The sequence below is a fragment of the Paenibacillus sp. FSL H7-0942 genome (assembly GCF_045040715.1).
In the GTDB taxonomy this organism is placed as follows: Bacteria; Bacillota; Bacilli; order Paenibacillales; family Paenibacillaceae; genus Paenibacillus; species Paenibacillus amylolyticus.
Genome location: NZ_CP150279.1, coordinates 285873 through 312869 on the forward strand (window position 1 = coordinate 285873; position 26997 = coordinate 312869).

19 protein-coding genes are annotated in these 26997 nt (G+C 47.0%); 12 read left to right on the forward strand and 7 right to left on the reverse strand.

From position 1 onward, the window contains the following. Positions 1-191: 191 nt before the first annotated feature. The 3 genes from MHI48_RS01285 to udk form a co-directional block, all read right to left on the reverse strand. Positions 192-1457 (reverse strand): S-layer homology domain-containing protein, encoded by a 1266-nt coding sequence (locus tag MHI48_RS01285; RefSeq protein WP_076329654.1) that lies wholly within the window; start codon positions 1455-1457, stop codon positions 192-194. 334 nt (positions 1458-1791) lie between these two features. Then, positions 1792-2121 (reverse strand): chaperone CsaA, encoded by a 330-nt coding sequence (csaA, locus tag MHI48_RS01290; RefSeq protein ID WP_062837691.1) that lies wholly within the window; start codon positions 2119-2121, stop codon positions 1792-1794. 111 nt (positions 2122-2232) lie between these two features. Beyond that, on the reverse strand, positions 2233-2865 hold the full coding sequence (gene udk / locus MHI48_RS01295) for a uridine kinase (RefSeq protein WP_017691162.1): 633 nt from the start codon (positions 2863-2865) through the stop codon (positions 2233-2235). Between the two features lie 313 nt (positions 2866-3178). Between udk and MHI48_RS01300 the strand changes: the two genes are divergently transcribed. From MHI48_RS01300 to MHI48_RS01315, 4 genes are all read left to right on the forward strand, one after another. Continuing rightward, positions 3179-4024, forward strand: coding sequence for a PRD domain-containing protein (locus tag MHI48_RS01300; protein WP_405142797.1), 846 nt, complete (start codon positions 3179-3181; stop codon positions 4022-4024). A 139-nt stretch (positions 4025-4163) separates the two neighbouring features. Further along, entirely contained in the window at positions 4164-6092 is a 1929-nt protein-coding gene (locus tag MHI48_RS01305; protein WP_405142799.1) for a beta-glucoside-specific PTS transporter subunit IIABC, read from the forward strand. A 47-nt stretch (positions 6093-6139) separates the two neighbouring features. After that, a complete protein-coding gene (locus MHI48_RS01310) occupies positions 6140-7597 on the forward strand; it encodes a glycoside hydrolase family 1 protein (protein WP_405142801.1) in 1458 nt (485 codons plus the stop codon). 6 nt (positions 7598-7603) lie between these two features. Continuing rightward, a complete protein-coding gene (locus MHI48_RS01315) occupies positions 7604-8563 on the forward strand; it encodes a 2-keto-3-deoxygluconate permease (RefSeq protein WP_405142803.1) in 960 nt (319 codons plus the stop codon). 104 nt (positions 8564-8667) lie between these two features. On the opposite strand, the gene MHI48_RS01320 is transcribed toward MHI48_RS01315, so the two are convergent. Then, entirely contained in the window at positions 8668-9351 is a 684-nt protein-coding gene (locus tag MHI48_RS01320) for a type 1 glutamine amidotransferase domain-containing protein (RefSeq protein WP_076320081.1), read from the reverse strand. A 384-nt stretch (positions 9352-9735) separates the two neighbouring features. Here MHI48_RS01320 and MHI48_RS01325 point away from each other — a divergent pair, with 384 nt between their 5' ends. After that, positions 9736-10200, forward strand: a complete 465-nt coding sequence (locus MHI48_RS01325; protein ID WP_051447427.1) for a hypothetical protein — start codon at positions 9736-9738, stop codon at positions 10198-10200. Between the two features lie 115 nt (positions 10201-10315). Here MHI48_RS01325 and MHI48_RS01330 read toward each other — a convergent pair whose 3' ends face one another. Both MHI48_RS01330 and MHI48_RS01335 read right to left on the reverse strand, forming a co-directional pair. Beyond that, positions 10316-13336, reverse strand: coding sequence for a DEAD/DEAH box helicase (locus MHI48_RS01330; RefSeq protein ID WP_405144568.1), 3021 nt, complete (start codon positions 13334-13336; stop codon positions 10316-10318). A 5-nt stretch (positions 13337-13341) separates the two neighbouring features. After that, positions 13342-15120, reverse strand: a complete 1779-nt coding sequence (locus MHI48_RS01335; RefSeq protein ID WP_076329658.1) for an SWIM zinc finger domain-containing protein — start codon at positions 15118-15120, stop codon at positions 13342-13344. A 280-nt stretch (positions 15121-15400) separates the two neighbouring features. Here MHI48_RS01335 and MHI48_RS01340 point away from each other — a divergent pair, with 280 nt between their 5' ends. Then, positions 15401-16219 carry an endonuclease/exonuclease/phosphatase family protein gene (locus tag MHI48_RS01340; RefSeq protein ID WP_076329659.1) on the forward strand — a complete coding sequence of 273 codons (819 nt, stop codon included), beginning with the start codon at positions 15401-15403 and terminating at the stop codon, positions 16217-16219. A gap of 162 nt (positions 16220-16381) precedes the next feature. Here the strand turns inward: MHI48_RS01340 and MHI48_RS01345 are convergent, their stop codons facing one another. Then, positions 16382-17209 carry a methyl-accepting chemotaxis protein gene (locus MHI48_RS01345; protein ID WP_017691152.1) on the reverse strand — a complete coding sequence of 276 codons (828 nt, stop codon included), beginning with the start codon at positions 17207-17209 and terminating at the stop codon, positions 16382-16384. Between the two features lie 599 nt (positions 17210-17808). Between MHI48_RS01345 and MHI48_RS01350 the strand changes: the two genes are divergently transcribed. The 6 genes from MHI48_RS01350 to MHI48_RS01375 all read left to right on the forward strand — a co-directional run bounded on the left by MHI48_RS01350 (position 17809) and on the right by MHI48_RS01375 (position 26996). Continuing rightward, positions 17809-20070 (forward strand): glycoside hydrolase family 105 protein, encoded by a 2262-nt coding sequence (locus tag MHI48_RS01350; protein WP_076329660.1) that lies wholly within the window; start codon positions 17809-17811, stop codon positions 20068-20070. A 244-nt stretch (positions 20071-20314) separates the two neighbouring features. Continuing rightward, positions 20315-21655 carry an ABC transporter substrate-binding protein gene (locus MHI48_RS01355; protein WP_076329661.1) on the forward strand — a complete coding sequence of 447 codons (1341 nt, stop codon included), beginning with the start codon at positions 20315-20317 and terminating at the stop codon, positions 21653-21655. A gap of 47 nt (positions 21656-21702) precedes the next feature. Next, positions 21703-22653 (forward strand): carbohydrate ABC transporter permease, encoded by a 951-nt coding sequence (locus MHI48_RS01360; protein WP_036616398.1) that lies wholly within the window; start codon positions 21703-21705, stop codon positions 22651-22653. Next, positions 22650-23498: a carbohydrate ABC transporter permease gene (locus MHI48_RS01365; protein ID WP_047841525.1), complete on the forward strand. Its 849-nt coding sequence runs from the start codon at positions 22650-22652 to the stop codon at positions 23496-23498. Before MHI48_RS01360 ends, MHI48_RS01365 begins: the two co-directional genes overlap by 4 nt. 28 nt (positions 23499-23526) lie before the next feature. Further along, complete coding sequence (locus MHI48_RS01370) at positions 23527-25395, forward strand: sensor histidine kinase (RefSeq protein ID WP_076329662.1); 1869 nt, start codon at positions 23527-23529, stop codon at positions 25393-25395. After that, positions 25392-26996: a response regulator gene (locus MHI48_RS01375; RefSeq protein ID WP_076329663.1), complete on the forward strand. Its 1605-nt coding sequence runs from the start codon at positions 25392-25394 to the stop codon at positions 26994-26996. Before MHI48_RS01370 ends, MHI48_RS01375 begins: the two co-directional genes overlap by 4 nt. Position 26997: the final 1 nt, after the last annotated feature.

The following is a 26997-nucleotide window of genomic DNA, read 5'->3' on the forward strand; positions in this document are numbered from 1 at the left end:
TTTTTTTCTGGGATTTTGAGGGAGTAGAAGGCTCTATTCTGGAAGATTGCAAAATGGGCTTGTCCCCAGGACCACCTCCTGCAAAAACAGCAGGAGGTGAAATGAAGACTAAACTTAATGCGAGAATTGCGAGAAGTGTTTTTTTCAATAGCTTAAGCAAATACACATTACTTCACCCTTATCATTAATTATTAATTAGGTCTTACTCTGAAAACCGTCCCATTTTTTAGAGTGAGTAAAACTTCTGGATTGAGTTCTTTGTCGAAATGTAACAAACCTTCTGCCCAATAAATTGGATTCTTAACATTAAATACTCCTTTTGCACCAAGTAAATTACTGATACGAGGTGCGCTGTAACTAAAAATCGCTTCGCTATTAGGTGATTTAAGAGGGTTAATAGTAGGAGAGTTAATTAGACTTCCACCTTGTAATTGATTCATAGTGTTCTTTATTTCAAGATCGAATTCAACAAATGAATAATATGCTCCTCTTACCAGTCTGTCTTTCTCATCTACAAAGACAGGGTAGTAAATGCTTCTATCGGCATCTGTAACATAAGGGTTAACAATAATCCAATTTCTCACCTTGAGATCAGCGTAATTAGTTTTGGTAACTATTTCTTGATTACGAATTTTGGAAAAGTCCCCAGTCACCTTGCTGTAGTCGTAAGGATAATTGCTCTCTGAAATCACCTTATACTTAGGCGCAATAATATTCAAATTCGTACCCGTCAAACCCACTGCTCGCAGTTCATTCAGACCCTGAAAATCGGCAGGTTTTGTCTTGGCAACTGCTGCATAACGGGCAATCAACACAGCAACTTCCGCTCGTGTTGTAGTACGATCAACGCCAAATGTTTTATCGTTTGCTACACTCATCAGCCCTGTTCCCAGGGAAACGGCTACTGCATTTTTTTGAGCGCTTGCGAGTTTACCTGTGAAATATTCCTTTGCAGGCACAACGGTGTTTGTCACATCAGAGAGTGCTTGTTTGTACTCAGGATCAACCACGGTTAGTCCTTGCGTCAGCCATGTAGCCATTTCACCTCGTTGAAGAGCGCCCTGTGCATCCAGTTTACCCTTGTAATTAGAAGGGCTGATAAAACCTTTTGCAATAGCAGTAGAGACACCGCTTTTTGCCCACTCGGGTATGTCCGTGAAATTGTTTTGTTCTTGTGTCGATGCATTAGGGTGATAGGATAGACGTCCCAGGATACTTGCCATTTCAGCTTTGGTGACCGGTGAGCTGGGTTTAAAAGTCCCGTCGGCATACCCCTTGAAATACCCCTGTTCTACGGCCAAATTAATCGCTGAAGATGCCCAGTGTGTAGCTGAAACGTCCTTGAATTTAGTTGTAGCTTGTGCGGCTTCTACAGAACTCCCAACACCTCCAAAACCTACGATACCCCCTGTTAATAAAGCCAATGCCGTTACGCCGGAAATCATCATTTTTCTCATGAATCTTACTCCTCTCAATTGTGAATTTCTCTCCTTGATATGTACTTTTCAGGCTGCTAGATACTAAATTTGTAATAATAATCAATATTCTACCATGTATAACTAGGCTGTTGGTATGATTTATCAACAAAACTCCTCCTCTCTGCTCAACCCTTACTACTTCTCCAGACCTATACTTCCTCAAAAAAACACAAAAAAAGGCCACGAATCCGTAGATTCATAGCCTTATGCTTTAAGGTCTCCAACATATGTAATTCCATCAACAATCAATAAATCAAGAATACTCGATTTCCAAACATTTGAAAAGCCCATATTCTTCTTACTCAAAATAAAGTCAGGCTATCGGTGTTCCATTAGGTAATGGACTATCCGGTGTGAGCAAGACAACATCGCCTTCACCAGGCACGCCGCCCAGCACAAGTACTTCAGAGACAAAACCGGCAATCCGCCGAGGTGGAAAATTAACTACAGCAACGACCTGTTTGCCAATGATCATGTCAGGCGTGTATCGCTGGGTAATTTGAGCACTGGAACGTTTCAGGCCAAGTGGTCCGAAGTCGATCGTCATTTTAATAGCGGGAATGCGAGCCTTGGGGAAGGGTTCGGCTTCCACCACAGTACCAACCCGGATGTCATGCTGCATGAACTCTTCAAAAGTAGCCATAGGGGAGATCTCCTTTCAACTATTGGGGATTATTATAAATGAAAAATCAACAAAAAATCCAGATTACGCTGTATCGTAACCTGGATTTCTATTGTGTTGCTTTGAAACAAACTAAGCGCCGTTCCAATTCTCTCCGGTGAGGTATTTCTCGGTGAGGATGGATAACATCTGAATACCTACTTCATTATGTCCGCCTTCTGGAATAATGATATCGGCATACTTTTTGGATGGCTCGATAAAAGCATCGTGCATTGGTTTTACCGTTTCGAGATATTGTTTGTACACGGATTGGATCGTGCGTCCGCGTTCTTCAATATCCCGCAGGACTCTCCGTAGAATCCGAACATCGGAATCAGTATCAACAAATACTTTAATGTCCATCAGACTGCGAAGATGTTCATCAATCAGCACATGCAATCCTTCTACAATGACAATATGGTTCGGTGCCAGTTCAACCGTCTCATTGGCAGCACGGTTATCTATGGTGAAGTCATATACGGGGGCATACGCCGCTTGGCCTTTTTTCAACAGGGTGAGATGCTCAATCAACAGATCATTATCGAATGCAAACGGGTGATCGTAATTGGTGAGTCGGCGTTGCTCAGGTGTGAGCTGCGACTGGTCTTTGTAATAATTGTCTTGGGATATAAACGTAACCTTACCTGATCCCAGACGGTCTATAACGGAGCGAGCTACCGTCGTTTTACCGGAGCCGGTTCCTCCGGCGATACCAATGATGAGCATGGTTGTTCCATAAGCCTCCCTAGAATGGCAGCATAATCATGAATAAAGGGCACTGATCCACAATCGATTCAGCACCTTTACCCACATGTCTGTCTGTGAATACACAATTCCTTCATTGTACCACAGCGCTTTGTTTTTTTCATCTGCTTTGCAGAGCCATGTTTCCCTAAGATTGGATGATTGACTTTTTCGAAAACAGCACTATAATAAACTTATATTCATAACACGGACTGTTACTGGGGAAACCAGGCATGACCGAATTCGATTGCTTTACTGTAATCGCTTTCGGTCTTTTTTTATTTTTTGTTGGGGGGTGAGAACATTGAAGGTTATCAAGAAAGTAAACAATAACGTAGCCATCGCTATTAATGAACATAACGAAGAGGTTTTTGTCGTAGGCAAGGGTGTAGGATTTCTGAAAACGCCCTATGAGCTGACGGAGACGGACTTGGTGGAGAAAATATTTGTAGCACCAAAGAACATCCGTATGTATGACCTGCTGAACAGTATTCCAATTGAGGATATTTATCTTGCGGAGGAAGTCATCAAGCTGGGCAGTCAGATCCTGAATAAAACATTTAACCCGAATCTGCTTCTCACCCTGTCTGACCATATCAGTTTTGCATTAACCCGAACTAGAGAAGGTATCCGTATCAAAAATCCGCTGGAATGGGAAGTGCGGACACTCTATCCGGACGAGACCCGGGTGGGGGAGGCTGCGCTGAAGCTGATTCAGGAAAAAACGGATATCGCTCTGCCAACAGCCGAAACAACACTGATTGCATTACATTTTGTCAATGCACAGGTGGGATCGGGAGAGATGACGGATACCACCAAGGTGACCACAGTTACGGGTGAGATTCTGTCCGTGATCAAATATGCGCTCAAAATTGACTTTCAGGAGGATTCCATCCATTTCATGCGCTTTGCCACACATATCCGGTATTTCATTCTGAGGCAGATGAGCGGTAAGTCGCTCAAAGACGAGAATGAATCGCTGTTTCTAATGGTGAAGGAGAAGTTTCCGAAAGAACTCGCTTGTGTGGAGAAGATTGCGGACTTTCTGGAAAATAACTATGGCTGGACCTGTTCGGATGATGAAAAATTATACTTGATCTTGCATATTCAACGATTGATCTCGAATGAACCAACAGAATGAACCTAATGAAGGAACTAACCAAATAATCCATATTGGACTGTTACTGATTCGATCAGGCATGACCAAGCGTAGGGAATGACGATTCCCCGGCTTGGTCATTTTTTATATATCCAATTTATTCATGTAGAGGAGAAGGGTCATGAACAATAAAGACTTGGCTAAAAACGTACTTGATCTCGTTGGCGGCGAGCAAAATATATCGGGTCTGACACACTGTGCAACCCGTTTGAGATTCGTTTTGAAGGATGATAACAAAGCAGACCTCAAGGCGCTGGATCAGCTCGAAGGCGTGCTCAAGGCACAAAATTCCGGTGGACAGGTTCAGGTTGTTATCGGTGCTAAAGTAGACGCGGTATACAGTGAAGTGAAGAATCTAACTTCTGACAAGATTGGCGAGCTTACAGAGTCTACAGACAGTGGGCCGAAAAAGAGACGTAACCCCGTCAATGTAGTGCTTGAAACCATCGCAGGTATATTCACGCCTGTTCTGCCAGCACTTGTTGGTTGCGGGATGATCAAATGTTTGGCTACCGTTATAACTGCCATGGGTTACCTAGAAGGCTCCGGTTTCCTGACAATCATTAACATGATCGGGGACTGCATTTTCTACTTCATGCCGTTCTTCCTGGCTGTCAGTGCAGCAAACCGTTTCAAAACCAATCCCTATTTGGCGGTAGCTCTTGCTGCGGGACTAATGCATCCAACCATTTTGAACGCTGCGGCTCAGATTGCTGAGACGGGTGTAAACAGTATTGATTTTCTCGGCATGCCGATTCTGTTGATGAAATATTCCTCTTCCGTCATTCCAATCATTTTGGCGGTATGGATTATGAGTTATGTGTATCCGATCGTCAATCGAGTGATTCCCAAGTTTCTACAGGTCCTGCTTACCCCAATGATTGTTTTGTTCATTATGATTCCAGTGGAACTGATCGTGCTTGGCCCAGTAGGTTCATATATCGGTGACTGGTTGACGAATGGCATTAACTCATTGTTCTCCACTGCAGGTGTTCTTGCTGGTGCGATTCTTGGATTTTTCAAACCGATCATGGTTATGTTCGGTATGCACTATGCCATCATGCCGATTCAGGTTCAACAAGTGGCTACACTGGGCGCAACCGTGTTGTTACCAACGGCACTGGCAGCAAATTTGGCTCAGGCTGGAGCAGCCTTCGGTGTGTTTGTACTGACGAAGAGTAAAACGATGAAATCAGCAGCTGCTTCGAGTGGATTCACCGCGTTGTTCGGGATTACCGAGCCGGCGATCTATGGTGTAACGCTGAAATACAAACGTCCGTTTTTCGCAGGTTGCCTGGCAGGTGGATTAGTCGGTGGATTCTACAGCTTGGTGCATACAACAGCGAATGCAATTTCACTGCCAGGTGTATTGGCAATTGGCACGTATTCCTCTGATCGTTACATGTATGTCGTTATTGGTTGTATTGCCGCCGTTGTACTCGGGTTTGTGTTCACGCTGTTGGCTGGCATCAAGGAAGATACAGATGGAAATAAATCGAAGCAGCAAGCTACGGATAAAGTAAATAGCAATCAGACAGCCGTTGCCACAGAGGCAACTACAGCGTCCGTATCATCACTGACATCCACATCTTCTGACATGCTTATCGTTAGTCCAATGACAGGGGAGATCAAACCGATCTCTGAAGTGGAAGATCAGGCATTTGCCCAAGAGTTAATGGGTAAAGGCATTGCAATCGTTCCGACAGATGGCAAGGTATACGCTCCATTTGACGGAGTAGTTGAGGCGCTTTATCGCACCAAACACGCCATCGGTTTGAAGGCAACGAATGGTGTTGAGATCCTGATTCATATCGGGGTGGATACCGTCAGTCTGAAAGGGAAATATTTTAACGCCCATATCGAGCAAGGACAGACAATCAAGGCAGGGGATTTATTGGTTGATTTTGATCCGGAGGGCATTACGTCAGCAGGTTATAACACCATTACATCGATTGTGGTAACCAACATGCAACAGTATGGAGACGTACTGACTACAGCGACCAGCGGCCCGATCCGGGAGAGCGAAGCGCTAATGAAGCTGATCCCATAAAAACTGAAATAAGACTTAATAACACGTAATAACAGGAGGAAACTAAAATGACAAATTCCAATTTTCCAAAAGATTTTTTGTGGGGTGGTGCACTGTCTGCCTGTCAGGCCGAGGGAGCTTATAATGTGGACGGCAAGAGTCTGACCATCCCTGAAGTGATGAAATTTAACGAGAAGAACGACCGCAAAGTGACCAAGCAGATCAGAGTGAATTGGGAGATGATTGAAGAGGCCAGGAATGACCCGGATACAGTTAAATATCCCAAGCGCCGGGGAATTGATTTTTATCATTCTTTCCGTGAGGATATCGCCTTGTTTGCTGAGATGGGCTTCAAAGTATTCCGTTATTCCATTTCATGGGCCAGAGTATTTCCAGGTGGCGACGATGCCGCTCCGAACGAAAAGGCACTAGAGTTCTATGATCAGGTGATTGATGAATGTCTTAAACACGGTATGGAGCCCTTGATCACCATCAGTCACTTTGATACGCCAATTGTACTGATGGACAAGTTCGGAGGATGGTATAACCGCAAGCTGATCGATCTGTATGTGAACTATTGTGATGTGTTGTTTAATCGCTACAAGGGCAAAGTGAAATATTGGGTGACGTTCAACGAAATCAATATGAGCGTGAAAGCATCGGCCAAGACACTGGGAATTATTGATTATGATGCTCCAAATTATGAAGAAATGCTGTTCCAGGGGCTGCATCATCAATTTGTAGCTGCGTCCAGAGCAACCAAGATGGCACATGAGATTGATCCGAATAACCAGATCGGAAGTATGGTGGCTTATTTTACAACGTATCCTTACACTTGCAAGCCGGAGGACGCACTTCAGATGCAGCAGGATGATCAGATGAAAAATCAATTTTATCTCGATGTGCTCAATAAAGGCGAGTATCCTTACTATAGTAAAACGTATTTTAAAAACAAGGAAATCCAGTTGAACATCGAGGATGGCGATCTGGATAGCATTCGCGCACACACGGCTGATTTTGTGGGGATGTCGTATTACAACTCCATGATTTCCAGTAGTGATACCGAACAACTCGAACTAACGGCAGGCAATGTACACAGTGTATATAAAAACCCGCATCTGCCGGCTAACGAGTGGGGTTGGCAGATTGATCCCATTGGCCTGCGTTATACGCTGAATCTCGTCTATGATCGATATCAAAAACCTGTCTTTATTCTGGAGAACAGCTCAGGCTTCTACGACAAACTGAATGAGGACGGAACGATCAACGATCCGTACCGGATTGATTTCCTGAGCAAACATATCGAACAGATGGGACTCGCCATTGCCGATGGGGTCGAAGTGTTGGGATACACGATGTGGGGACCTATCGACATGATCAGTTCAGGGACCTCCGAGATGAGCAAACGGTACGGATTTATCTATGTGGATCAGGACGACTATGGCAATGGTACGCTGAAAAGATATCGTAAGGATTCCTTCTTCTGGTATCAGAATGTGATCCGTACCAACGGAGCAGAACTGTAACGCACCATGAACATTCTGGGTCGTATCAAAAAAATACCCGGCGGCTTGCTGATTGTTCCCATGCTGGTCGCCGCGGTCATCAACACGGTGTTTCCATCGTTTTTTCAGATCGGAGATCCAACAACAGCGCTGTTCACATCGAAAGGTACCATGGTGCTGATCGGTATGATTTTACTGATATCAGGAACACAGCTTAACTTGTCACAGCTTCTGGTGACTTTGAAGAGAGCAGGGGTGCTCTGTATTTCACGCATCCTCATCAGCTGCCTGTTCGGATGGGCGTTTGTACACTTTTTTGGCATAAGTGGGGTCGGGGGAGTTTCTGCGGTAGCCTTCATTGCCGTTCTGACCAGTTGTAATCCAGGATTATATCTGGCCTTGATGAACACGTATGGAGATGATGTGGATCGTGCTGCGTTTGGCATTCTGAATCTGATCGCCGTACCGGTTATTCCGGTCATGATATTGAATTCGGCAAGCGGCGTCGGTATCGATTATCTCAGTGTATTTGCTACACTAGTACCTTTCTTGATCGGGATACTGCTTGGTAACCTGGATAGCAACATACAGAAGATGTTTGCTCCGGGAACACTGATTCTACTACCTTTTCTAGGTACCAGCTTCGGGTCCAATATTGATCTGCGTATTGCATTTCAGTCCAGTCTGTCCGGTTTGTTGGTCACGGTGTTATTTTTGCTGATCTGCATGTTGCCGCTCATTGGAATCGATCGCACGATATTAAGACGACCAGGTTACGCAGCGGCTGCGACATGTTCGGTTGCTGGATTGTCCATGGTGGTGCCTTCGATGGCTGCCGGGTTCAATCCGGCGTATGCACCATATGTAGACACAGCTATCGCTCAGATTGCGTTTGCCGTGATCCTGACGTCGGTGACCGTGCCTTACATCGTGAAGCGTTTGGCTGGAGGAACAGCAACGGAAGCTTCTGCTTCGACAAATCACTAGAAAAAAACAGCATGTGTTCTGTCAGATTATGACGGATCACGTGCTGTTTTGCTTTGTACATCTATATGATCTCCTGGGGGAGGAGAGGGATCGATCGGTTTATTTTACAGACCCAGCAGTTGTTTAACACTTTCAGCTACAGCTTTGCTAGATTGCGGATTCTGTCCTGTGACCACGCGGCCATCTGTTGTGACATAGGAACCGAAGGCAGCAGCTTTATCATATTGTGCAGCGCGTTCTCTCAAAGCATCTTCCAGCAGGAAAGGAACATACTCGGTTTGTTGAGCCAATGTTTCTTCTTCATTCGTGAAGCCGGAAACGGTTTTGTCGTTGATCAAAAGCAGGCCGTTGGACAGCTTCACATTCAACAGGGCTGTAACCCCGTGGCACACGCCGGATACAACGCCACCTTTTTCATAGATATCACGAGAAAGCTCTTGAAGTTCGGCATTGTCCGGGAAATCCCACATTGTACCGTGACCTCCTGTGAAGTAGATTGCATCGTAGTCACTCGCATTTACTTCGCCAGGTTTCAACGTATTTTTCAATTGGTTCATGAACGTTTCGTTCTCGAAATAGGCTTTGGTGCTCTCATCCAGAGAATCGCCGAGGCTTTTCGGATCAAGAGGTACGTTACCACCTTTAGGGCTAACCAGATCGATCTGAACATTGTCATTATGGTCAAACTCTTCAATAAAGTGAGTTGCTTCGCTCAGCCACAAGCCGGTAGGCTCATCCTTCGTTGCGTACTTATCTACATTTGTTAGAACAACCAGTATCTTTTTCATATAAAAAACCTCCCGTAAAGTATATAACATCAATTTATATTAAATATCACAAAATTAAATTGTGTAAAATCTATTAGTGAATATAACATAACCATGTTCTAAAGTAAAATCATGAACGTATCGTCAATCTCCAATGTGACTTTCAAGCGTTGGAGTAAAGAACAAACTAGTCGTAGTAAATATGCCCGTAAGAATGCACTTTTACTTAGTATGCCCTGCTTAATTTACTCAAATTGTAAGCGGAGGTAGGCGGGTGTAAGGGAAATTGAGATTAATTCAAATTTGAAGTTAATTTGATTGTACAACTAGTTCTTTTGATTTAGAATGGCGGAAGATGCCAACAAAAAACTGGTACAAATTACATATATACTTGGAGGAACATTCATGAAACGTTCAGGCAAATTTTTCGCTTCAACAGTAGTTGCTGCTGTTGCTGCAGTATCCATCGTCTCTTCAGCTTCAGCGAGCACAGTTTCAGTCTCCAACATCTCTGGCGTAACACCTATCAACATTAGCAGTATGGATATCGAAACGGCTTTGATGATGGTTCAGAGCGAACGCGCCAAATTGCTGGATGCGCAATTGCAAACGCAAATCCAGGAAGTACAGAACCGTAATCAACAGATCGCGGAGTTGAACTCTCAATTGCAGGTAGCCCAGCAAAACGGGGATGAAGCAGCTGTTCAAAAGCTGAAAGGTCAAATTGATGCTGCAAGCAACTCGCAACAGATGGACATGCTTCGTCTGCAGTCCATGTCCAACAAGCGCAATGAAGCGTTTGATGTCATGACAAACTTTGTCAAAAAAATGCAGGATTCGAGATCATCCATCATCGGTAACATGCGTTAAGAACGGATGATTAACTGCTGCAACAATACAAAAAGAGCGAAGTCGGAATTCAAATTCCGAAACTTCGCTCTTTTTGTGTTTCTCTTTTTTTATGATATATATCATCTAATCCAAGTTAGCCCGACCAGTCACGACGCCGAGTGAACAGATCCTGCAACTCGTCCGTCGACAATTCGGTAATCCAGTTCTCAGAGCTTGTGATGATGTTATCGCTGAGCTGCTGTTTGCTCTCCAACATCTCGTCGATCCGCTCCTCCAATGTGCCAAGAGAGATGAACTTATGCACCTGAACATCTTTGGTCTGACCCATCCGGTAAGCCCGGTCGGTGGCTTGATTCTCAACAGCAGGGTTCCACCAGCGGTCAAAATGGAAGACATGATTGGCTGCGGTCAGATTCAACCCCACACCGCCTGCCTTGATGGACAGAATGAAGACGGAAGGTTGCTTATCCTCAGGCAATGTACGGGATTGGAATTCCTCAATCATACGATCCCTTGCCGTTTTGGAGGTACCCCCGTGCAGATACAGCACAGGCTCCTGCAACTCCTGACGCAGTACCTGTTGCAGCATCTGTCCCATACCGATGTATTGGGTGAAAATAAGGCATCGCTCGCCTTCGTCCCGCAATTCCCGGACAAGTTCCATCAGTCGTTCCAGTTTTGCGGAGCGACTAATCAGCATCGCCATATCTTGCGGACTGTACAAGTCATAAGCAGATGTTAATGCGCCGTCTTCAGGCAGTTCCTCAGGCAAAGCCTCTTTGGTCAACAGCAGAGGGTGGTCACACAGTTGCTTGAGCTGGGTTAACGCCGATAGAATGGCACCTTTGCGCTTGATGCCTTCCAGCTCTTTCATTTTATCCATCAGGGCCTGTACGGACTGGTCATACAATGCACTTTGTTCGCCCGTAAGGTGAATGTAAGTCTTCATCTCGTTTTTGTCCGGCAGATCAAGCTGGATATTGGGATCTTTTTTCTTACGGCGTAGCATGAATGGTTTCACCAATTGCTGTAAATCCTGCATGCGCTGCTCATCTTTATCTTTTTCAATGGCACTGATGAAGCGAGTCTGGAATGCCCGGGCGTTGCCCAGATATCCTGGATTGATAAAGTCATAGATCGACCACAGCTCGGACAACCTATTCTCGATCGGCGTACCTGTCATGGCAATGCGGTGTTTCGCAGGGAAGCTGCGGACAGCCAGCGACTGTTTGGTCTGGGCGTTTTTGATATTCTGCGCTTCATCGAGACAGATGCATGACCACGTATAGGTTTGTAACATCTCCTGATCCAGTGTAGCCGTAGCAAAGGACGTGATAATAATATCCACCTGCTCAGTCTGATCCCGGAATTCTTCTCCACTTAATCGGCGTGCGCCATAATGCAGACTGACATTAATGGAGGGTGCGAAGCGGCTAATTTCCTTTTGCCAGTTGCCCAGTACGGAGGTTGGGCAGATCAGAAGAACCGGGGCTTGTCCCGGCTTACGTGGTTCATGATCCTTGATGTGTAACAGATACGTGATGAACTGAATGGTTTTCCCGAGACCCATATCATCGGCAAGACATGCCCCAAGGCCAAATCTGCGCAGGAAACCAAGCCATGCAAAACCTTCCTTCTGATACGATCGCAACTCGGCATGAAGCCCTGTCGGAATGGGCAGGGAAGGTGCGCCGCCTTGTCCGCCCCCGAGTTGTGCAATAACCCGGTTCAGGTGCTCATTCAGTTCTACTTCCAGCCGAATGTTCTGATCATCCTGTGGTGGCTGCTCTTCCTCGGTTTGTTGTCCTTCCTTCCATTTCTGGTTGCGATATTCCCGTTGCTCATTGTGCAGCAGATGCAGGTGCAGAATATCCTGGAATGAGAGTCCCTGTTCCCGATCTACACCGCCCATGGCACGACGTATCTGTTCCAGCAGGTCGGGGTCGAGAGGAACCCATTCTCCACGGAAGCGAACCAGTCGTTCATTACGGGCAACAAGGTCGGCGAATTCATCTTCGCTGAGATCCGTGTCACCAATCGCAATTCGCCAGTCAAAATGAATAATCGAGTCCAGTCCAAAGAACGACTGTCCCCGTTCACTGCCTTCCTCCGGCTGTACCTTAGCACGCAGCTTTGGTTTCTTCTTACGGGCTGCTTCCCACCAACCAGGCAGCAGAACTTGCCAGCCCGCTGCGAGTAACCGCCCGCTATCCTGCGTCAGGAACTGCCAGGCTTCCTGATCTCCCAAAGGATCACTCAGCACATCCCGCCTACCACTAATGGAGCTTCCAAGACGCGGCAGATGTGCACGCAGCTGATCCAGCCATCCGGCCGAGCGATCCAGAATGAACGGTGTCCATACCTCTGGCCATTCACCTTCAAGTCTGCCCCGTGAATCCAGCATGACGGGCACCAATACAGCGGCATCCAGCTTGTTCTGCAACACCAATCGCAGCCGCCAAGATGGCTCATCCTCGTCCGGCTCCTGCAATTGCAGCATGGGTCTGAATGGTGCGGCATCTGCTTTCCAGCCAATGGATACGAGCCAGGACTGAGCATCCATCCCGGCTGTCTTGGGTAGAGTGCCACGCTCTGGGAACAACTGCGGGAATTCACGCCGCAGATCCGTTGCAGCTTCTTCCGAACTGTACCAGCGCTGGAATACAAAGGCGGAATAGGCCGCCCCAAGTCCTTCGGCATAACTCTCGTCCGTTTGCTGAATCGCTTTGGTAAGCGATGCCCGATCCTGCTTTTTCAAGCTATCCGGGTCCCAGGTCCACTGAAGCTGTCCTGCACGGTATGCCTCGAAGCTAGGTACGTATTTTCTTTTCTCTATGGAGGATGCCAGTGCTGGAGCTAGTCGAATCAGATATTCCGCTTGCTCGTCCCACTTCCATTCAATATGAAGCAGCGTATGCATCTCGGCAAAAAAGGGAATCACTTCTTCCGCAGGCAGAACAACCAGCTCAATCTCCTCAATCTGCCGAACTTCCAGTTCGGTCCCGTAGAAGGAAGGCGCATGCCAAGCGAACAATCGCTGCTTAAGCGACTGTCCCGGTACAAAGTGGTGTGTGTTGAGTGCTCCGTAAAACAAAGCATCGCCATATCCGGTTAAAGCGACGTGAACCTCAATCGTTTCAGTGTAAGGATGAATTAAGCTCATGAGATCAGTTTACCTTTCCGAAGCTCTTCCTGCAGGGCGCGCAGCCGACTGTTACGAACGGCGAGTGTGGTGATGAATTGCTCCCAGTGCGCTTCTTGCTTCATTTTTTTATAGATTTTGGACAGACGTTTCAACAGCTTCACCGCTGCTTTGTATCCGTCCCTGTTTTTGTGTCCGATATAACGCTCCACTGCCTGATGATAGAAGGGAAGCAGCAGCTCAGGTGCATCTTTTTCGATTGGTTGCAGCATCGCTACGCGGAATTCGAGAGGTTCCGTTCCCGTACTCAGCTGAAAATCAATCCATCTGCGCCACTGTCCACGCGAATGCATAGCATCTTCGTAGGCGGGGCGGGAGTGGGGAAGCATACTGACAAGCGTGTCCCACATACGGTTCTCTGCATCGGGCAGATGTTGAATGGCCGTATCCCATAGATGCATGTAATCATTCAAAGGTGTATTACGCCGATTCGCCAGAAGGGGGCCAAGTTGTACCAACCAATCCCCAAGTCGCTTCCATTCAGCCGAATCTGCGAGTACATGGAGAAAATGCAACAGTTGTTCTGGCGGGAAGCCGTAGGCCGAGCTTCCATGGATGAGTCGCTGCCATGCCTGATCATCTTGCCCCAGATGGAAGTGCATCCAGCTCTGCGCGAGTATGAGTGGTAAAGGCAGTGTTACGGCTTTGCCTGGTCTATCACTACTACTTCCATTATTTTGAGCGCTACCCAAGACACTCCCACCTGACTGGGAAGGTGACGAAGCGGCGGTTATATTGCGTTCTATATCATCTAAGATGGCCTGTTCCGACACTAACATGTCCCGCGACCCTTGCAGCTCAGGTACGATCCAGTTCAACCACAGTTGTCGATAGATCGGAGTGAAGAACATCATGCTGGCTGTCTCAGGCATCATCTGTTTGCGTAAATAAGCCGAGGTTTCGGCCAGTCTGTTCCAAAGTTGTTCAAGCTTGTTTCCCTTTAGACCTGACAGGTCTAGCGGATGGTTAAAGATCCGTTCAATGTCTTTCAGAAGTGCATCCACCGCGAGCTGGGCAGGGTAGCTCAAGTACACGGGGGTATGAGTGATTGAATTACGAGCCGGCGGCACGCAGAATCGGATGAGGTGCAGCTGCACATGTAGTTCAAAAAGTTGGTCCATTGCAGCGGACAGCCTTGGTTTAATGGCATACAGCTCGTCCGTTGCTTCCTGTACGTAGGATGTGCTTGCTGTGCCAGTACCCAGCCGTCTCAGACAGGAGTGGAATAGTTCGTGCCATTCCGAGATTTCGAGATCAGCAAGCTCTGTGGCACGTTCCTTGATCTGGCTGTATTGGTTGTCCGGAATGTCCATATCCTGTTGTTCATCGGCATCTGCATAGCTGGATAGTCCTGCGGACATGGCCCCGACGGGTTTAGTCGTTTGTTTGAGCGAAGTACTGGAGTGCGCATTCACAATGGCATGGACAGGTCGCTCAAGTTGCTCGGCATAACTCATCAATACAGCCGTCATATGTTTGCATACGGAACTCACCGGGCAGGTACAATGACTTGTAGTCAGGGATTGCATGCTAAGGGTGACCTCATATTCTTCCGATCCTTGTACAACGGCCGAGATCCCTTGTTGTTCGGAATAGGTTAATGGTCCGACACGTTTCTGTTTATAATATTGGAATCCGCGCATGATCGTCAGGTTATTAAAATGCTCTGCAACCTGCCTGATCAACTGTTGCCACTGCGCATCATCCATCCTCATGTTATTCGGTATGTTCATCATTCCATCTCCTGGGGTAAACATAGGTTCAGTAATCACCACGTCTATGACGTGATGTTGTAAATTTGTTGTATCCATCATATCAGTTATGAGCCGATCCGTGCATGGGTTATGAAGAATTTGAAGTTATTTTAGACCAACTGGAATCAGGATGAACACGTCGGTTCTGCTGGCGGACGGAATGCATGATTGCACCATATTGTGTATGCTTATGGTATGTATTCCTTTCAGGAACGATGCAGGCCGGGGAAACGGCCATATTACACACAACAGGAGAGAGCATATGAAAATACTTACGTTAAACACACACGCTTGGGCGGAAGAGGATCAACTGAACAAGATCAATCAACTGGCTGATTTTATTAATACACATCAATTCGATGTGATCTCCATGCAGGAGGTCAACCAATCGATGCAGGAAGTCGCGCTTTCTGAAGAAGAACTGAAGATGTATTATGCTACTGAACCCGATGCAGTGATTAAAAAAGACAACTATGCCTACGTCCTGCTTCAGCAGCTGACAGAGCAATATTACTGGACGTGGATTCCCGCGCATGTTGGGTTTCAAAAATACGATGAAGGATTGGCGATCCTTAGCCGGACGCCGATTAAGCAGGCTTTTGGGGAATACGTGTCCCACATGCGAGATTATAACAACTATCGTACACGCAAGATTGTGGGAATTCAGACGGTCGTCCAAGGTGAAGCAACCTGGTTTGTGAACGGACATTATAACTGGTGGGATGATGCGCAGGAACCTTTCAAGGGACAGTGGGATTTGACGGAGAGCAAGCTTGCCCCCTACATGGACCAGCCGTTATTTATAATGGGTGATTTCAATAATGTCGCGGAAGTGCGTGATGAAGGCTATGATTATATGATGAGCAAAGGATGGAATGACCTGTACAATACAGCATTGCAAAAGGATGAAGGAGCAACCGTGGTGAAGGCCATTGCCGGCTGGGCAGATAACAAACGCGATCTTCGGATCGACTATATTTTCTCCAATCGTCCGATTCAGGCTAAATCTTCTACCGTGGTCTTGAATGGTAAAAACGGACCGGTCGTGTCTGACCATTTTGGCGTCGCTGTAGAGATATAACAGCCGTGTGAGCATAAACCGTAAAGGTGATATCACCGCAAGTACGAAACAAAGCCTCCGCTGACTTCCTGTAAAGGGAAGTCAGCGGAGGCTTTTCACATTCTAAATCATTTGTTATGTACATTTCATATCGTTTGTTCTTTCTGTTGTGGAACTCTATTGTTATTCGAGCGCCAGCATCTGATGTACGAACTTTTTCAGATTCGCGCTTGTCTCACTAAGCTGTTCGATACTTTCCATGAACTCGGTAACAAGCTTAGCCTGATCCACTGTTGCGGTTGTAATCTGACCGATCTCTTGCTCCATATGTTTCATGGAATCTTGCACGCTGCCTAGGGACGATTCGATATCAGCTGCTGCTTGTTTCGTATGATCCGACAGTTTACGTACTTCACTGGCCACCACACCGAATCCGGCCCCCTGATCGCCCACACGGGCTGCCTCTATCATGGCGTTTAGTCCAAGCAGATTGGTTTGTTCCGATACTTCACGAATGACGTTTGTTACTTTACTTACACTGACCGAGTTCTCTGAAGCTTTTTTGGAATTGCGCAGAATCTCTTCCGATGTAGCGGAGAGTTCTTCGGAATGTGCCGCAATCTGCTGAATGCCGCCGACGAGCGCATTAATGGTTGTTTCATTTTCACGGATCAGCGTTTCCAGTGTCATGTGACTATCCAGTGCGTAGTTCACACCCAATATACCCACGACCTGATCGTTCTCTTTAATAGGGATTAGAATGGCATCAAAAGGTCTGCCCTGCAGATCACCAGGCATGCGTGCCACGGTACGGGAATCTCTGTTAGTCAGCATTTTGAAATGTTTATAATCATCATGCAGCTCATCCCCAACCTTCACGCCAATCTCCAGACTTTTTGCTTCGGAAAAATACAATACCTTCTCATGATCATTAATGGATATGGATATGTCGTCACGGAACATTTGGCTAACAAAAGGCATAGCATTTACCAGAGATTCAAGAGTATTCAATGTGCATCTTTCCTTTCCGATACAAAAAGTGGAATTTTTCAATCTATATAAGTTGAACTAAAGATATATTCACACGTACACTCCGATGACACAATAACCTTCCAATCGCTGTTATCCCCAGATTTTTTTGATTCCCTTTTCTCAAGGGAAAAATCCGGTGATAGCGTATGCTTACGATGCAGCTTTCTTTCAGAAAGCTTTTAGGCGAACGCTTCGCTTTTTCAGTTTTTTCTGTCCTCTACGTTTCTGTGTAAATGATTAGTTCAACATATATAGTTTCTATATCGGTAACATTTTCCGTTTTTTGAATTAATGTCCCAATGAAGGTGTAATTGGCGAAGTAAAAACCGAATTTTCTGATTTTTTGTAAGCGTAATCAAAAATCTGTAGCCACCACCGAACATGTCAGTTATACTGGGATTATTATTCGGCTATTCAGAAGATAACCAAGGGACATACCTACTTCCCGGTAAGGGGATTACCCACCTAGGTTAAGCGCTATACTTTAATACTGCATATTAGTTTTGTGCTCCAGTGTGGATGGTATGAATGTTATGATATAAGACTTTATTTCAACGGGAGAAGGATGTGTGCCATCGATGACGACCTATTTCAGTGAACCACAGAGCATGTATTACCGATTTGGAGAAGATCAGGATCAGGTGTTGAAGGTACTGGCCGAGAGGTATATTGGAGCCAATGCACAGGCTGATTTTGTATATCGGGTATTCCAGAAGTCTGGTATTTTGCAAAATGAAAAAGGGCTTTATGATCTGAATTTAGGTAAACGCTTTCCTGATGCACCTAAAGACCATATATCCTACGCAGCTACACTGGTTTGGGGGGACGAGGACCGGAATCTGGACGTGTTGGTCCGCTGTTATGGGCCTGTTCGTTTCTATTTCAATGAGCAGATGGTCTATCGCTCAACCGTAATGGATGAGATTAGTCCAGACGCAACGGTGAAGCTCAGCATCGATATCAAGCCTGGTTGGAACACCATTTGGCTGGAGATGAAAAACACCCCTGCCGGATTTGGCTGCCAATTTGGGTCAGATGAAGGAAAAGTGCGCATTTTGAATGTATTTGCTCCATTTCAGGAGAGACAGGGGCAAGCGGGGTGGGTGTTCTCCCAACCGAACCCGGCCGCGAGTAAACAACCGGACCTGCTTGGAAAAGAAGCAGATTACAGTTTGAACTGGCTGCCTGAGACAGGCTGGTCTGATGAAGATAAAACCAAGCCAGCTTTCGAACGAATATTCGGAAACCTTCCCGGAAAGCATGCTTATGCTTGGACCCATCTGAACAATAACGATTCAACCGGGAGTGCGGTGCGATTGTCAGGTCAATCTTCCGGTTCTCTGAGTATATGGATTAGCGGCAAGCCTGTGTTGCAAGTGAAGGAGGCGGGTCCGTTCGAGGTGGATGTACCAGTCTCTTTTGGACGGAATGACCTGCTTGTCCGAAGTGAATATAATGATACGGCGGGACCTTGGCATTTTAATCTGAACGCATCCGTTTCGGGTAAACCACTTTCACTGGAACTTCCTCAGCGTGTGCACGGTGCTTCCGGAGAGTCTTGGTTATATGTCGGACCTTTTGAATCGGAGGTTGAACCGGACTTGGCGGATCTGACTCGAACGGACCGAGTGTATCAAACGGGTCTAGAACAGACGTATTGGCGCTTAGATCGACCGGATGCTTGGATCAGACCTTATTATGAGAACGCGATGTTAAGCAACAAATGGACAGTGGGCAGTGTGACCAATTATGGTCGCTGGGATTATCCATTGGGTGTCACTGTATATGGTCTATTACGGACGGGGCGTTATTTGCAAAGACCGGACATTACACGTTATGCGGCTGAGCATGTGCAGGCATGTACCCAGATGTATGAATACTCCTTATGGGATCGGGAGCAGTATGGTTTCCCGGCAGTCAATCAACAATTGGTCATGCTGAAAATGCTGGATAACTGTGGTTCTTTTGGTTCGGCCATGCTAGAAGCGTATTCAGAGTGTCATGAACCAACGTTTCTTCCGATTGCTGAACGGATTGCAGATTTCATGCTTTCCCGCCTGGAACGGCAGGAGGATGGTGCATTTTATCGCACATGTGTAGGGGAGTATGCCGAGAATACCATGTGGGCAGATGACCTCTATATGAGCACGCCGTTTCTCGTTCGTTATGCACGGGTGACAGGCAACTCAGCCGCATTGGATGAAGCCGCCAGACAATTTTCACTGTATCGGAAGTATCTGTTTATGCCTGAGTTCAAGATCATGTCACATGTGTATGATTTCAAATACGGACAGGCAACGCAGATTCCATGGGGACGGGGAAATGGCTGGACACTGTTTTCCTTGACAGAGGTATTGGAAGCTTTGCCAACAGAGCATCCCGAGCGCCCAGCCTTAATAGATTTCTTCAATGAGCTGTGTGAGGGGTACGCAGCGCTTCAAGGGGAAAGCGGGTTGTGGCATCAGGTGTTGAATGTTCCGCAGACGTATGAAGAAGCCTCCTGCACGGCGATGTTTGCCTATGGTTTTGCGAGAGGTGTACGCTTTGGCTGGTTCAAAGACCCAGAAGTTTACGTCACAGCTGCCGAGCGGGCTTGGAAGGGACTTATCTGCAAAGCCATTGATCGTCAAGGGAGTGTGCATGGCGTGTGTAGCGGATCACGATATGCGTTTACGGCAGAGTATTATGATCAGGACTTGCGTACCGTTACCAATGACAATCACGGAATAGGCATTATGATGCTGGCAGGAACTGAAGTAGCAAAAATGAAGAAACATCTGGCTGAACACAGGGTGTTTTCACCTGCCGTCTCACATTCCTCACAGACCGCCGAGGTCTGATTTTCATACTATCGTTTCTATACAACAGTCTTCTGCTCCACGTAATACGGTTGTATATCCGTAATCATATTTGAGACGGGATCATCACCGCCGGGAATATCATTCCTGGTGGTTTTTGATTCCTGGAACTCCTTACTTTTTTGACAGGAAAGCTTACTTTTGTTTATGTCATGTGCAGCCATAGACCGATACAATAGGTTTTGTAAGCGATTCCATAAATGCAAGAAGGGGAGGAAATTCATTTATGATGATTACAAAAAAGTGGGTAACCCTGTTCTGCCTGTCCCTGTTATTGTTCGCTACAGCCTGTTCTGGAGGGGCCACTGATACATCATCTTCTTCTGGGGAAGCAAGTGGAAGTGAAGGAGATTCATCAGGCAAGATTGAACTGCGCATGACTTGGTGGGGATCACAAACCAGACATGATCTGACGACCAAAGTGATCCAATTGTTTGAAGAGAAACATCCGGGAATCACCATTAAGCCTGAATATTCCGGTTGGGACGGTTACTTTGACAAGTTGACTACACAGGTAGCCGGTTCAAATGCACCAGATATCATCCAGATGGATTACGCCTTTTTGACTGACTTTGCCCGGCGTGGTGCCTTGCTTGACCTGACTCCGTTTGCAGAGAGCAAAGAGCTGCGGACAGAGGATCATGATCAGAGCATGATTACAGCCGGTTCGATTGACGATAAATTATATGCAATTACCCTCGGAGTTAACGCACCAGGTGTCATCTATGACGCCACTGTATTTCAGGAATTAGGTATAGAAGAACCACAAGAGAGCTGGACATGGAAGGATTTTGGGGATATTGCAACCAAGATCGCCGCAGCCAAAGGTGAGGGGTTCTATGGATCGGCAGACATTTCCGGTACAACGAACATGTTTGAAGTGTTTATTCGGCAATCCGGAAAAGGATTGTTCGACGGTGGCACAATGACAGCTACCAGCGAGGAGCTTCAGCAATGGTTCGATATGTGGAGCGCACTACGCGAGAATGGTGGAGTGACCACAGCGGAGATAACGGCATCCACAACCAATGCGCTGGAGACACGTCCGATCTCACTGGGCACAGCCGCTATGGATTTTGCATGGTCCAATCAATTGCTGACATTCCAGCAGGTGAACAAAAACCAGGATCATAAGCTTGGCATACAAGTGCTTCCGCATGGTGTAGGTGAAAAGCAAATCGGTGAATATCTGAAACCAGGCCAGTTCCTCTCCGGTTATGGTAAAACCAAACATCCAAAGGAAGTTGCCATGTTCATTGATTTCATGGTCAATGATCCAGAAGCAACCGCTATTCTTGGTTCTGAACGTGGGGTGCCGGTCAATTCCAGCATTCGTGAACAGATGCAGCCTACGCTGCCGGAAGCGGAGCAAACCATTTTCCAATTTATCGATACTGTATCGAAGAACTCCAGCGAGATTGACCCGCCATACCCGCAAGGATTTGCTGAAGTGGACACAAGTTTCAAGAGCGCAAGCGAGCAGATCGCCTTCGGTCAAGGTAATACTCCAGATGTCATTGCCCAGTTTATTGAAGGAGCCAAGGCTACGCTTGGATCGAGTCAATAATGATTGGAACTGTCTCACACTTCTAATTCTGCGGGGAGGTTGCGAAGATGACGACATCACAGGTCAGTCAAGCCCGAATCGAGCGCGTAACTACCCGGCGGGTCAAACGGAGATATGCGCATAATGGAGCCGCACTTCTATTTCTCGCCCCATGGCTTGTCGGGTTGTTATTTCTCACCTTAGGTCCAATGTTGGTATCCTTGTACATTTCGTTCACCGATTACAGTATCCTGGCCGCGCCTTCCTGGGTCGGTCTGGATAACTACACCACGATGTTTACATCGGATAAACTGTTCACTCAGTCGCTCAAAGTCACATTCACGTATGTCGCTGTATCCGTACCGGTCAAATTGATTTTCGCGCTGCTGGTAGCGATGTTGCTCAACAAAGGGATTCGAGGATTAGGTATTTATCGGACAGTGTATTACATCCCGACATTGCTTGGAGGTAGCGTGGCGATTGCGATGTTGTGGCGTAAAATGCTGGGTGGGGACGGGCTACTCAATAGTGTTCTTGCCATGGTAGGCATTAAAGCGCCCGATTGGGTTGCCAATCCGAAGTATGCCCTGTACTCCATCGTGCTGTTATCTGTGTGGCAGTTCGGATCATCCATGATTATTTTCCTGGCAGGTTTGAAGCAGATTCCACCCGAATATGATGAAGCCTCAGCGGTAGATGGTGCAGGTCCCCTGCGGAGATTCTTCTATATAACTTTGCCGATTCTGTCACCCGTTATCTTCTTCAATCTTGTCATGCAGCTGATTACGTCCTTTCAATCGTTCACACAGGCTTTTGTTATCAGTAATGGTAGCGGAGGGCCAGTGAACTCAACCCTAATGTACTCTCTGTATCTGTACAAAAAAGGATTTTCATTCTTTCAGATGGGCTATGCTTCTGCGATGGCCTGGGTGCTGGTCATCCTGATTGGCGTATTTACATTGCTCGTATTCCGCAGTAGCAAGCTGTGGGTGCACTATGAGGATGGTGGGAAATCATGATTGGACAACGGAACTCTACAGCATGGGTCGTCAGCAAACATGTGTTGATCTCAGGCATCGCCTTTGTCATGCTCTACCCGATCCTCTGGATGCTGGGCAGCTCGTTCAAACCGGGACATATGATCTTTACAGAGACGTGGTTCTGGCCACAGGAATGGAATTGGCAAAATTATATGAATGGCTGGTCGGGAATTCAGGGCAACCCGTTCTCTCGGTTTCTAACTAACTCTGTCGTTCTATCGCTTGGCGCCGTGCTGGGCAATGTGATTTCCTGCTCTATGGCGGCGTATGCCTTCGCCCGACTGAATTTTCGTTTCAAAGCCATCTGCTTTGGCCTGATGCTCATGACGATCATGTTGCCCCATCATGTGACGCTGATCCCGCAGTATATTCTCTTCAACCACCTGGAGTGGGTGAATACGTATCTGCCGCTTGTGGTGCCAAAATGGCTGGCGACCGACGCCTTCTTCATTTTCCTCATGGTACAGTTCTTCCGGGGATTACCTAAAGAGCTGGATGAGGCGGCTACCATCGATGGATGCGGTCCTGTGAAAATATACACAAAAATCATCATTCCACTTGCTTTTCCAGCGCTGGTTACCACGATGATCTTTACGTTCTTGTGGACATGGGACGACTTCTTCAGTCAGTTGATCTACTTGAGTGATGTGAGCAAATACACCGTACCGCTGGGTCTGCGTCTGTTCCTTGATTCCAGTTCTCAATCGGATTGGGGTCCGATGTTTGCCATGTCGGTGTTATCGCTGGTGCCATGTTTTATCGTATTTATCGTGTGTCAAAAGTACTTCGTGGAAGGAATCGCGACCTCTGGGCTCAAAGGGTAATTCCAAGACGAAACGAGTTGATTTTTCCATGAGGAAAGGAAGATGGTCTTCATTCATTAATCAAAAGCTGCAACAAAGCAAGCTCTCCACGTTGATGGTGACTTGCTTTATTGCGTTTAACCTCCTGCTCGTCTCGGTTGTGGTGTGGCTGGCATATCAGTCTTTCTCAGCAGTCACCTTTGCCGAGATTAGCAAAGCACGCCTGGCTCTTCTGAACGAAAGCACACGTCGGGGATTTGATTTCATCACAGGGGTAACCGGAACTGCCTATGCTTTGGTAAGCAATCGGGAACTGTCCAGTTTGCTCGAAACGGCTGATACGGGCAGGCTTGCACAGATTCACCAGCGGAGAGAGGTCTCTCGAATTCTGGATCATACCATGGTCGTGAGTGAAGGCATCACTTCCATCGAACTGTATACGGATGCCTTTAATGAAGTGACAGTGACTATGGCTGATCGCATATTTCCGGTGGACACCATCGCACGCGACTCTTGGTTTGCTACGCTGGAAAAGGCTGATGCGGCTTGGGTTCCGCTGCGTGAGAACGAATCTGGACAATCCCTGGTCGGATACGCCCAACGGATTTTCGACAGTCGTGGCGGGACGGTTGCCTATGTACTCATTCGACTGAGTAGAGCCGACATCGTACGCAGGTTTGCTGATGTACCCATGGTGCTTGATGGAAAAGTCCTGTTGGTAGATACGGCTGGTAATGTCGTAATGCAGATGGGGAGAGTTGATCCAACAGGGGAGAATGAACGAGCGGATCGAAGAAATGAAGCGAGTACAGTACAGGAAACGGGTGAAGCTGTAAATTCATCTTCTTCTATTATAGATAGTGCATGGATTCAGGAACATGTCCAGCATGGTGCAGACGGGTACGAAGTAGTTTCCGGCCAACCCGGAGGTGCTCAATTGGTGCTGTACTCCAGGCCAGCGATGCTTCAGTGGCGCCTCGTACAGACTATTCCGGTATATACACTGTTATCTCCGCTCAGACAAGCAGGCTGGCAGATCCTCAGCATCGCGGTGCTGGGACTATTATGCTCGGCTGTGCTGGCTTACCTGTTTGTAAGGCAGATCATCCGGCCTTTGCGACAATTAATCAAACGAATGAGACAACTGGAGAAAGGGGACTTCGATACCCGGGTCCAACTTTCGTTTACGGAGGAATATGCCCATTTGGCTTATGGCTTTAATCACATGGCTTCACAGCTCACGACGCTGATGGAACAGGTGAAGGATGAGAGCCGGGCCAAGCGTGAAGCTCAGACGGGTTTGCTTGAGGCCCAGATCAAACCCCATTTTTTATACAATACCCTCGACATGATCCACTGGCGCGCACTTGATTACGAAGCCAAGGATATCAGTCGCATGATTGTACAACTAAGTAAGCTGTTACGGATCGGACTGAGTGGAGGGAGACTGTTTATACGGGTTCGTGATGAGTTGGAACATGCCCGTTGCTACGTTAACATCCAGTCAGAGCGGCTACCGTTCTCCATTCAATATCAGGAGCAGATCGATCCGCATATTCGCGGTTGTTACATTCCCAAGATCATTTTGCAGCCTTTCATCGAAAATGCCGTTATGCACGGGCACCCTGAAGAAGGCACACTTCGAATTCAGGTGCATATGAACGAAGAGGTTGGCCCGCATGAGGATATCGTCATTCGTATCACGGATAATGGGCGGGGTTTGCCGGAGGGGTGGAAACTCGAAGAGACGTGTGGCATCGGCGTACGGAATGTACATCAGCGCATTCAGCTTTATTGTGGGAAGAGGTATGGTGTTCAACTGAGCGATAGAGAGTCAGGTGGAGTGGAAGTGACCATTACGCTGCCGCGTATTGAGACCGACGAGCAATTAAATCTATGGCTGGACGGTGAAAAATGATGAAGACCATTATGCTTGTTGATGACGATCCTCATATTGTAAAGGCATTAACAGATCATATCGATTGGCCTTCTCTGGGCCTCAGCATTGCAGGCACTGCTTCCAATGGCTTGGATGCGCTAGAGCTGTTTCACCGTATGCATCCAGATGTCGTTATGACTGACGTATATCTACCGGGGATGACCGGGCTTGAAATCACACAGACGTTGCGACGTGATCATCCCCACTTGCCGATCATCATTCTTAGTGGATATGACGAATTCGAGAACGCCCGGGCAGCCATGCGCTGGGGGGTGAATCACTTTTTGCTGAAGCCGGCAGAGGTTGAGGAGATTGAGTCTGTGCTGCGGGAGGTGCTACTGGAACAAGATGTGCGAGAGCGGCATGAGCGGCTGGAGCGGACATACAAGCAGGAGGTCGGACGGGTACTTCCGTATTTGCGCAAACAATTTCTTCACGAACTGCTGACTACGCGATATCGGGCAGACGAGCTGCCCAAAGAACGCATGGACTATATAGGCATTCACATGTCCTCCCAGACACGCGCCATTAGTCTGCAACTGAATCGCCCCGTATTTTTGACACGGATGAAAGAACGGGATTGGCAGCTTCTCCGTTATGGTGCAGCCGATATTATTCAGGAGACGGTGAAGGAGCAAGCGGCGCGCATGAATGGTCAGTTAGAGATTGTTGATTATTCGGATCAGGTATTTGTGTTGCTTCTATTAGGAGATAAAGATCATCTGGAGGAATGCCTGCCACTCGTGGAGAGGATGATCGATCAGATCTTTACGTATCTGAAAATTGAAGTGAGTGCTGGAATCGGAAGATCCAAAAGTCACCCATGTGAGGTGATAGATTCCTATCTCGAGAGCAGGGAAGCGGTGGAAACAGCAGAGTTCCAAGGTGGAAGTCGTATCTACCACTATGAAACATCAGAGGAAACAGAACCAAGTGTGACCGATTATTCATTATTGCTTCGTCAATGGAATGAGGCTTGGGCGGATATTCGACCTGACCTGGCCGAAGAGGTATGGCATCATATTTGCCTTTTGCTGAAAGAGGGGAAATGTGTTGGGATACAGGATGTACAGGTTGTGGCCGTTAGTCTGTTTGACACGTTGATGCATAGCTGGAACCGACTTCATCCTATGTTAGCGCCGCCGCTGGCGATGAGTGATTTTTTGCGTGAAATTCAATCGAAATATGCTTTGCATGATCTGGTAAACTGGATGGATCGTATTATCTGCGACTGGCTGGAACAGATACGTAAGGAGATGGGCGAGAAGAAAAGCAATAAACTTATCGAGCAGGTGAAACAGTATGTAGAGCTTCATTACGCCGAAGAGATTAGTTTTGAAGCGATCGCCAAGGGGCTGTTCGTACATCCGAAGTATCTGAGTCAACTGTTCAAAAGGGTGACCGGTGAGAATTTCGTGAGTTATTTGAACGGGTACCGGATTCAGAGGGCGTTGGAACTGTTGCAGTCGGGACATTACATGGTATATGAGGTGAGCGAGATGACGGGGTTCCGTAATGCAACGTATTTTAGCCAGGTGTTCAAAATGCTTACGGGCAAGAGTCCGTCTGAGGTGGGGTAGA

Excerpts from the sequence above, each read along its gene's own strand:
- MHI48_RS01320 (WP_076320081.1), bottom strand. The coding sequence starts at position 9,351 with ATGAAAAAGATACTGGTTGTTCTAACAAATGTAGATAAGTACGCAACG.
- MHI48_RS01375 (WP_076329663.1), top strand. The coding sequence starts at position 25,392 with ATGATGAAGACCATTATGCTTGTTGATGACGATCCTCATATTGTAAAG.
- MHI48_RS01335 (WP_076329658.1), bottom strand. The coding sequence starts at position 15,120 with ATGATGAACATACCGAATAACATGAGGATGGATGATGCGCAGTGGCAA.
- MHI48_RS01370 (WP_076329662.1), top strand. The coding sequence starts at position 23,527 with ATGAGGAAAGGAAGATGGTCTTCATTCATTAATCAAAAGCTGCAACAA.
- csaA (WP_062837691.1), bottom strand. The coding sequence starts at position 2,121 with ATGGCTACTTTTGAAGAGTTCATGCAGCATGACATCCGGGTTGGTACT.
- MHI48_RS01365 (WP_047841525.1), top strand. The coding sequence starts at position 22,650 with ATGATTGGACAACGGAACTCTACAGCATGGGTCGTCAGCAAACATGTG.
- MHI48_RS01340 (WP_076329659.1), top strand. The coding sequence starts at position 15,401 with ATGAAAATACTTACGTTAAACACACACGCTTGGGCGGAAGAGGATCAA.
- MHI48_RS01355 (WP_076329661.1), top strand. The coding sequence starts at position 20,315 with ATGATGATTACAAAAAAGTGGGTAACCCTGTTCTGCCTGTCCCTGTTA.
- MHI48_RS01350 (WP_076329660.1), top strand. The coding sequence starts at position 17,809 with ATGACGACCTATTTCAGTGAACCACAGAGCATGTATTACCGATTTGGA.
- MHI48_RS01315 (WP_405142803.1), top strand. The coding sequence starts at position 7,604 with ATGAACATTCTGGGTCGTATCAAAAAAATACCCGGCGGCTTGCTGATT.
- MHI48_RS01310 (WP_405142801.1), top strand. The coding sequence starts at position 6,140 with ATGACAAATTCCAATTTTCCAAAAGATTTTTTGTGGGGTGGTGCACTG.
- MHI48_RS01305 (WP_405142799.1), top strand. The coding sequence starts at position 4,164 with ATGAACAATAAAGACTTGGCTAAAAACGTACTTGATCTCGTTGGCGGC.
- MHI48_RS01360 (WP_036616398.1), top strand. The coding sequence starts at position 21,703 with ATGACGACATCACAGGTCAGTCAAGCCCGAATCGAGCGCGTAACTACC.
- udk (WP_017691162.1), bottom strand. The coding sequence starts at position 2,865 with ATGCTCATCATTGGTATCGCCGGAGGAACCGGCTCCGGTAAAACGACG.
- MHI48_RS01285 (WP_076329654.1), bottom strand. The coding sequence starts at position 1,457 with ATGAGAAAAATGATGATTTCCGGCGTAACGGCATTGGCTTTATTAACA.
- MHI48_RS01325 (WP_051447427.1), top strand. The coding sequence starts at position 9,736 with ATGAAACGTTCAGGCAAATTTTTCGCTTCAACAGTAGTTGCTGCTGTT.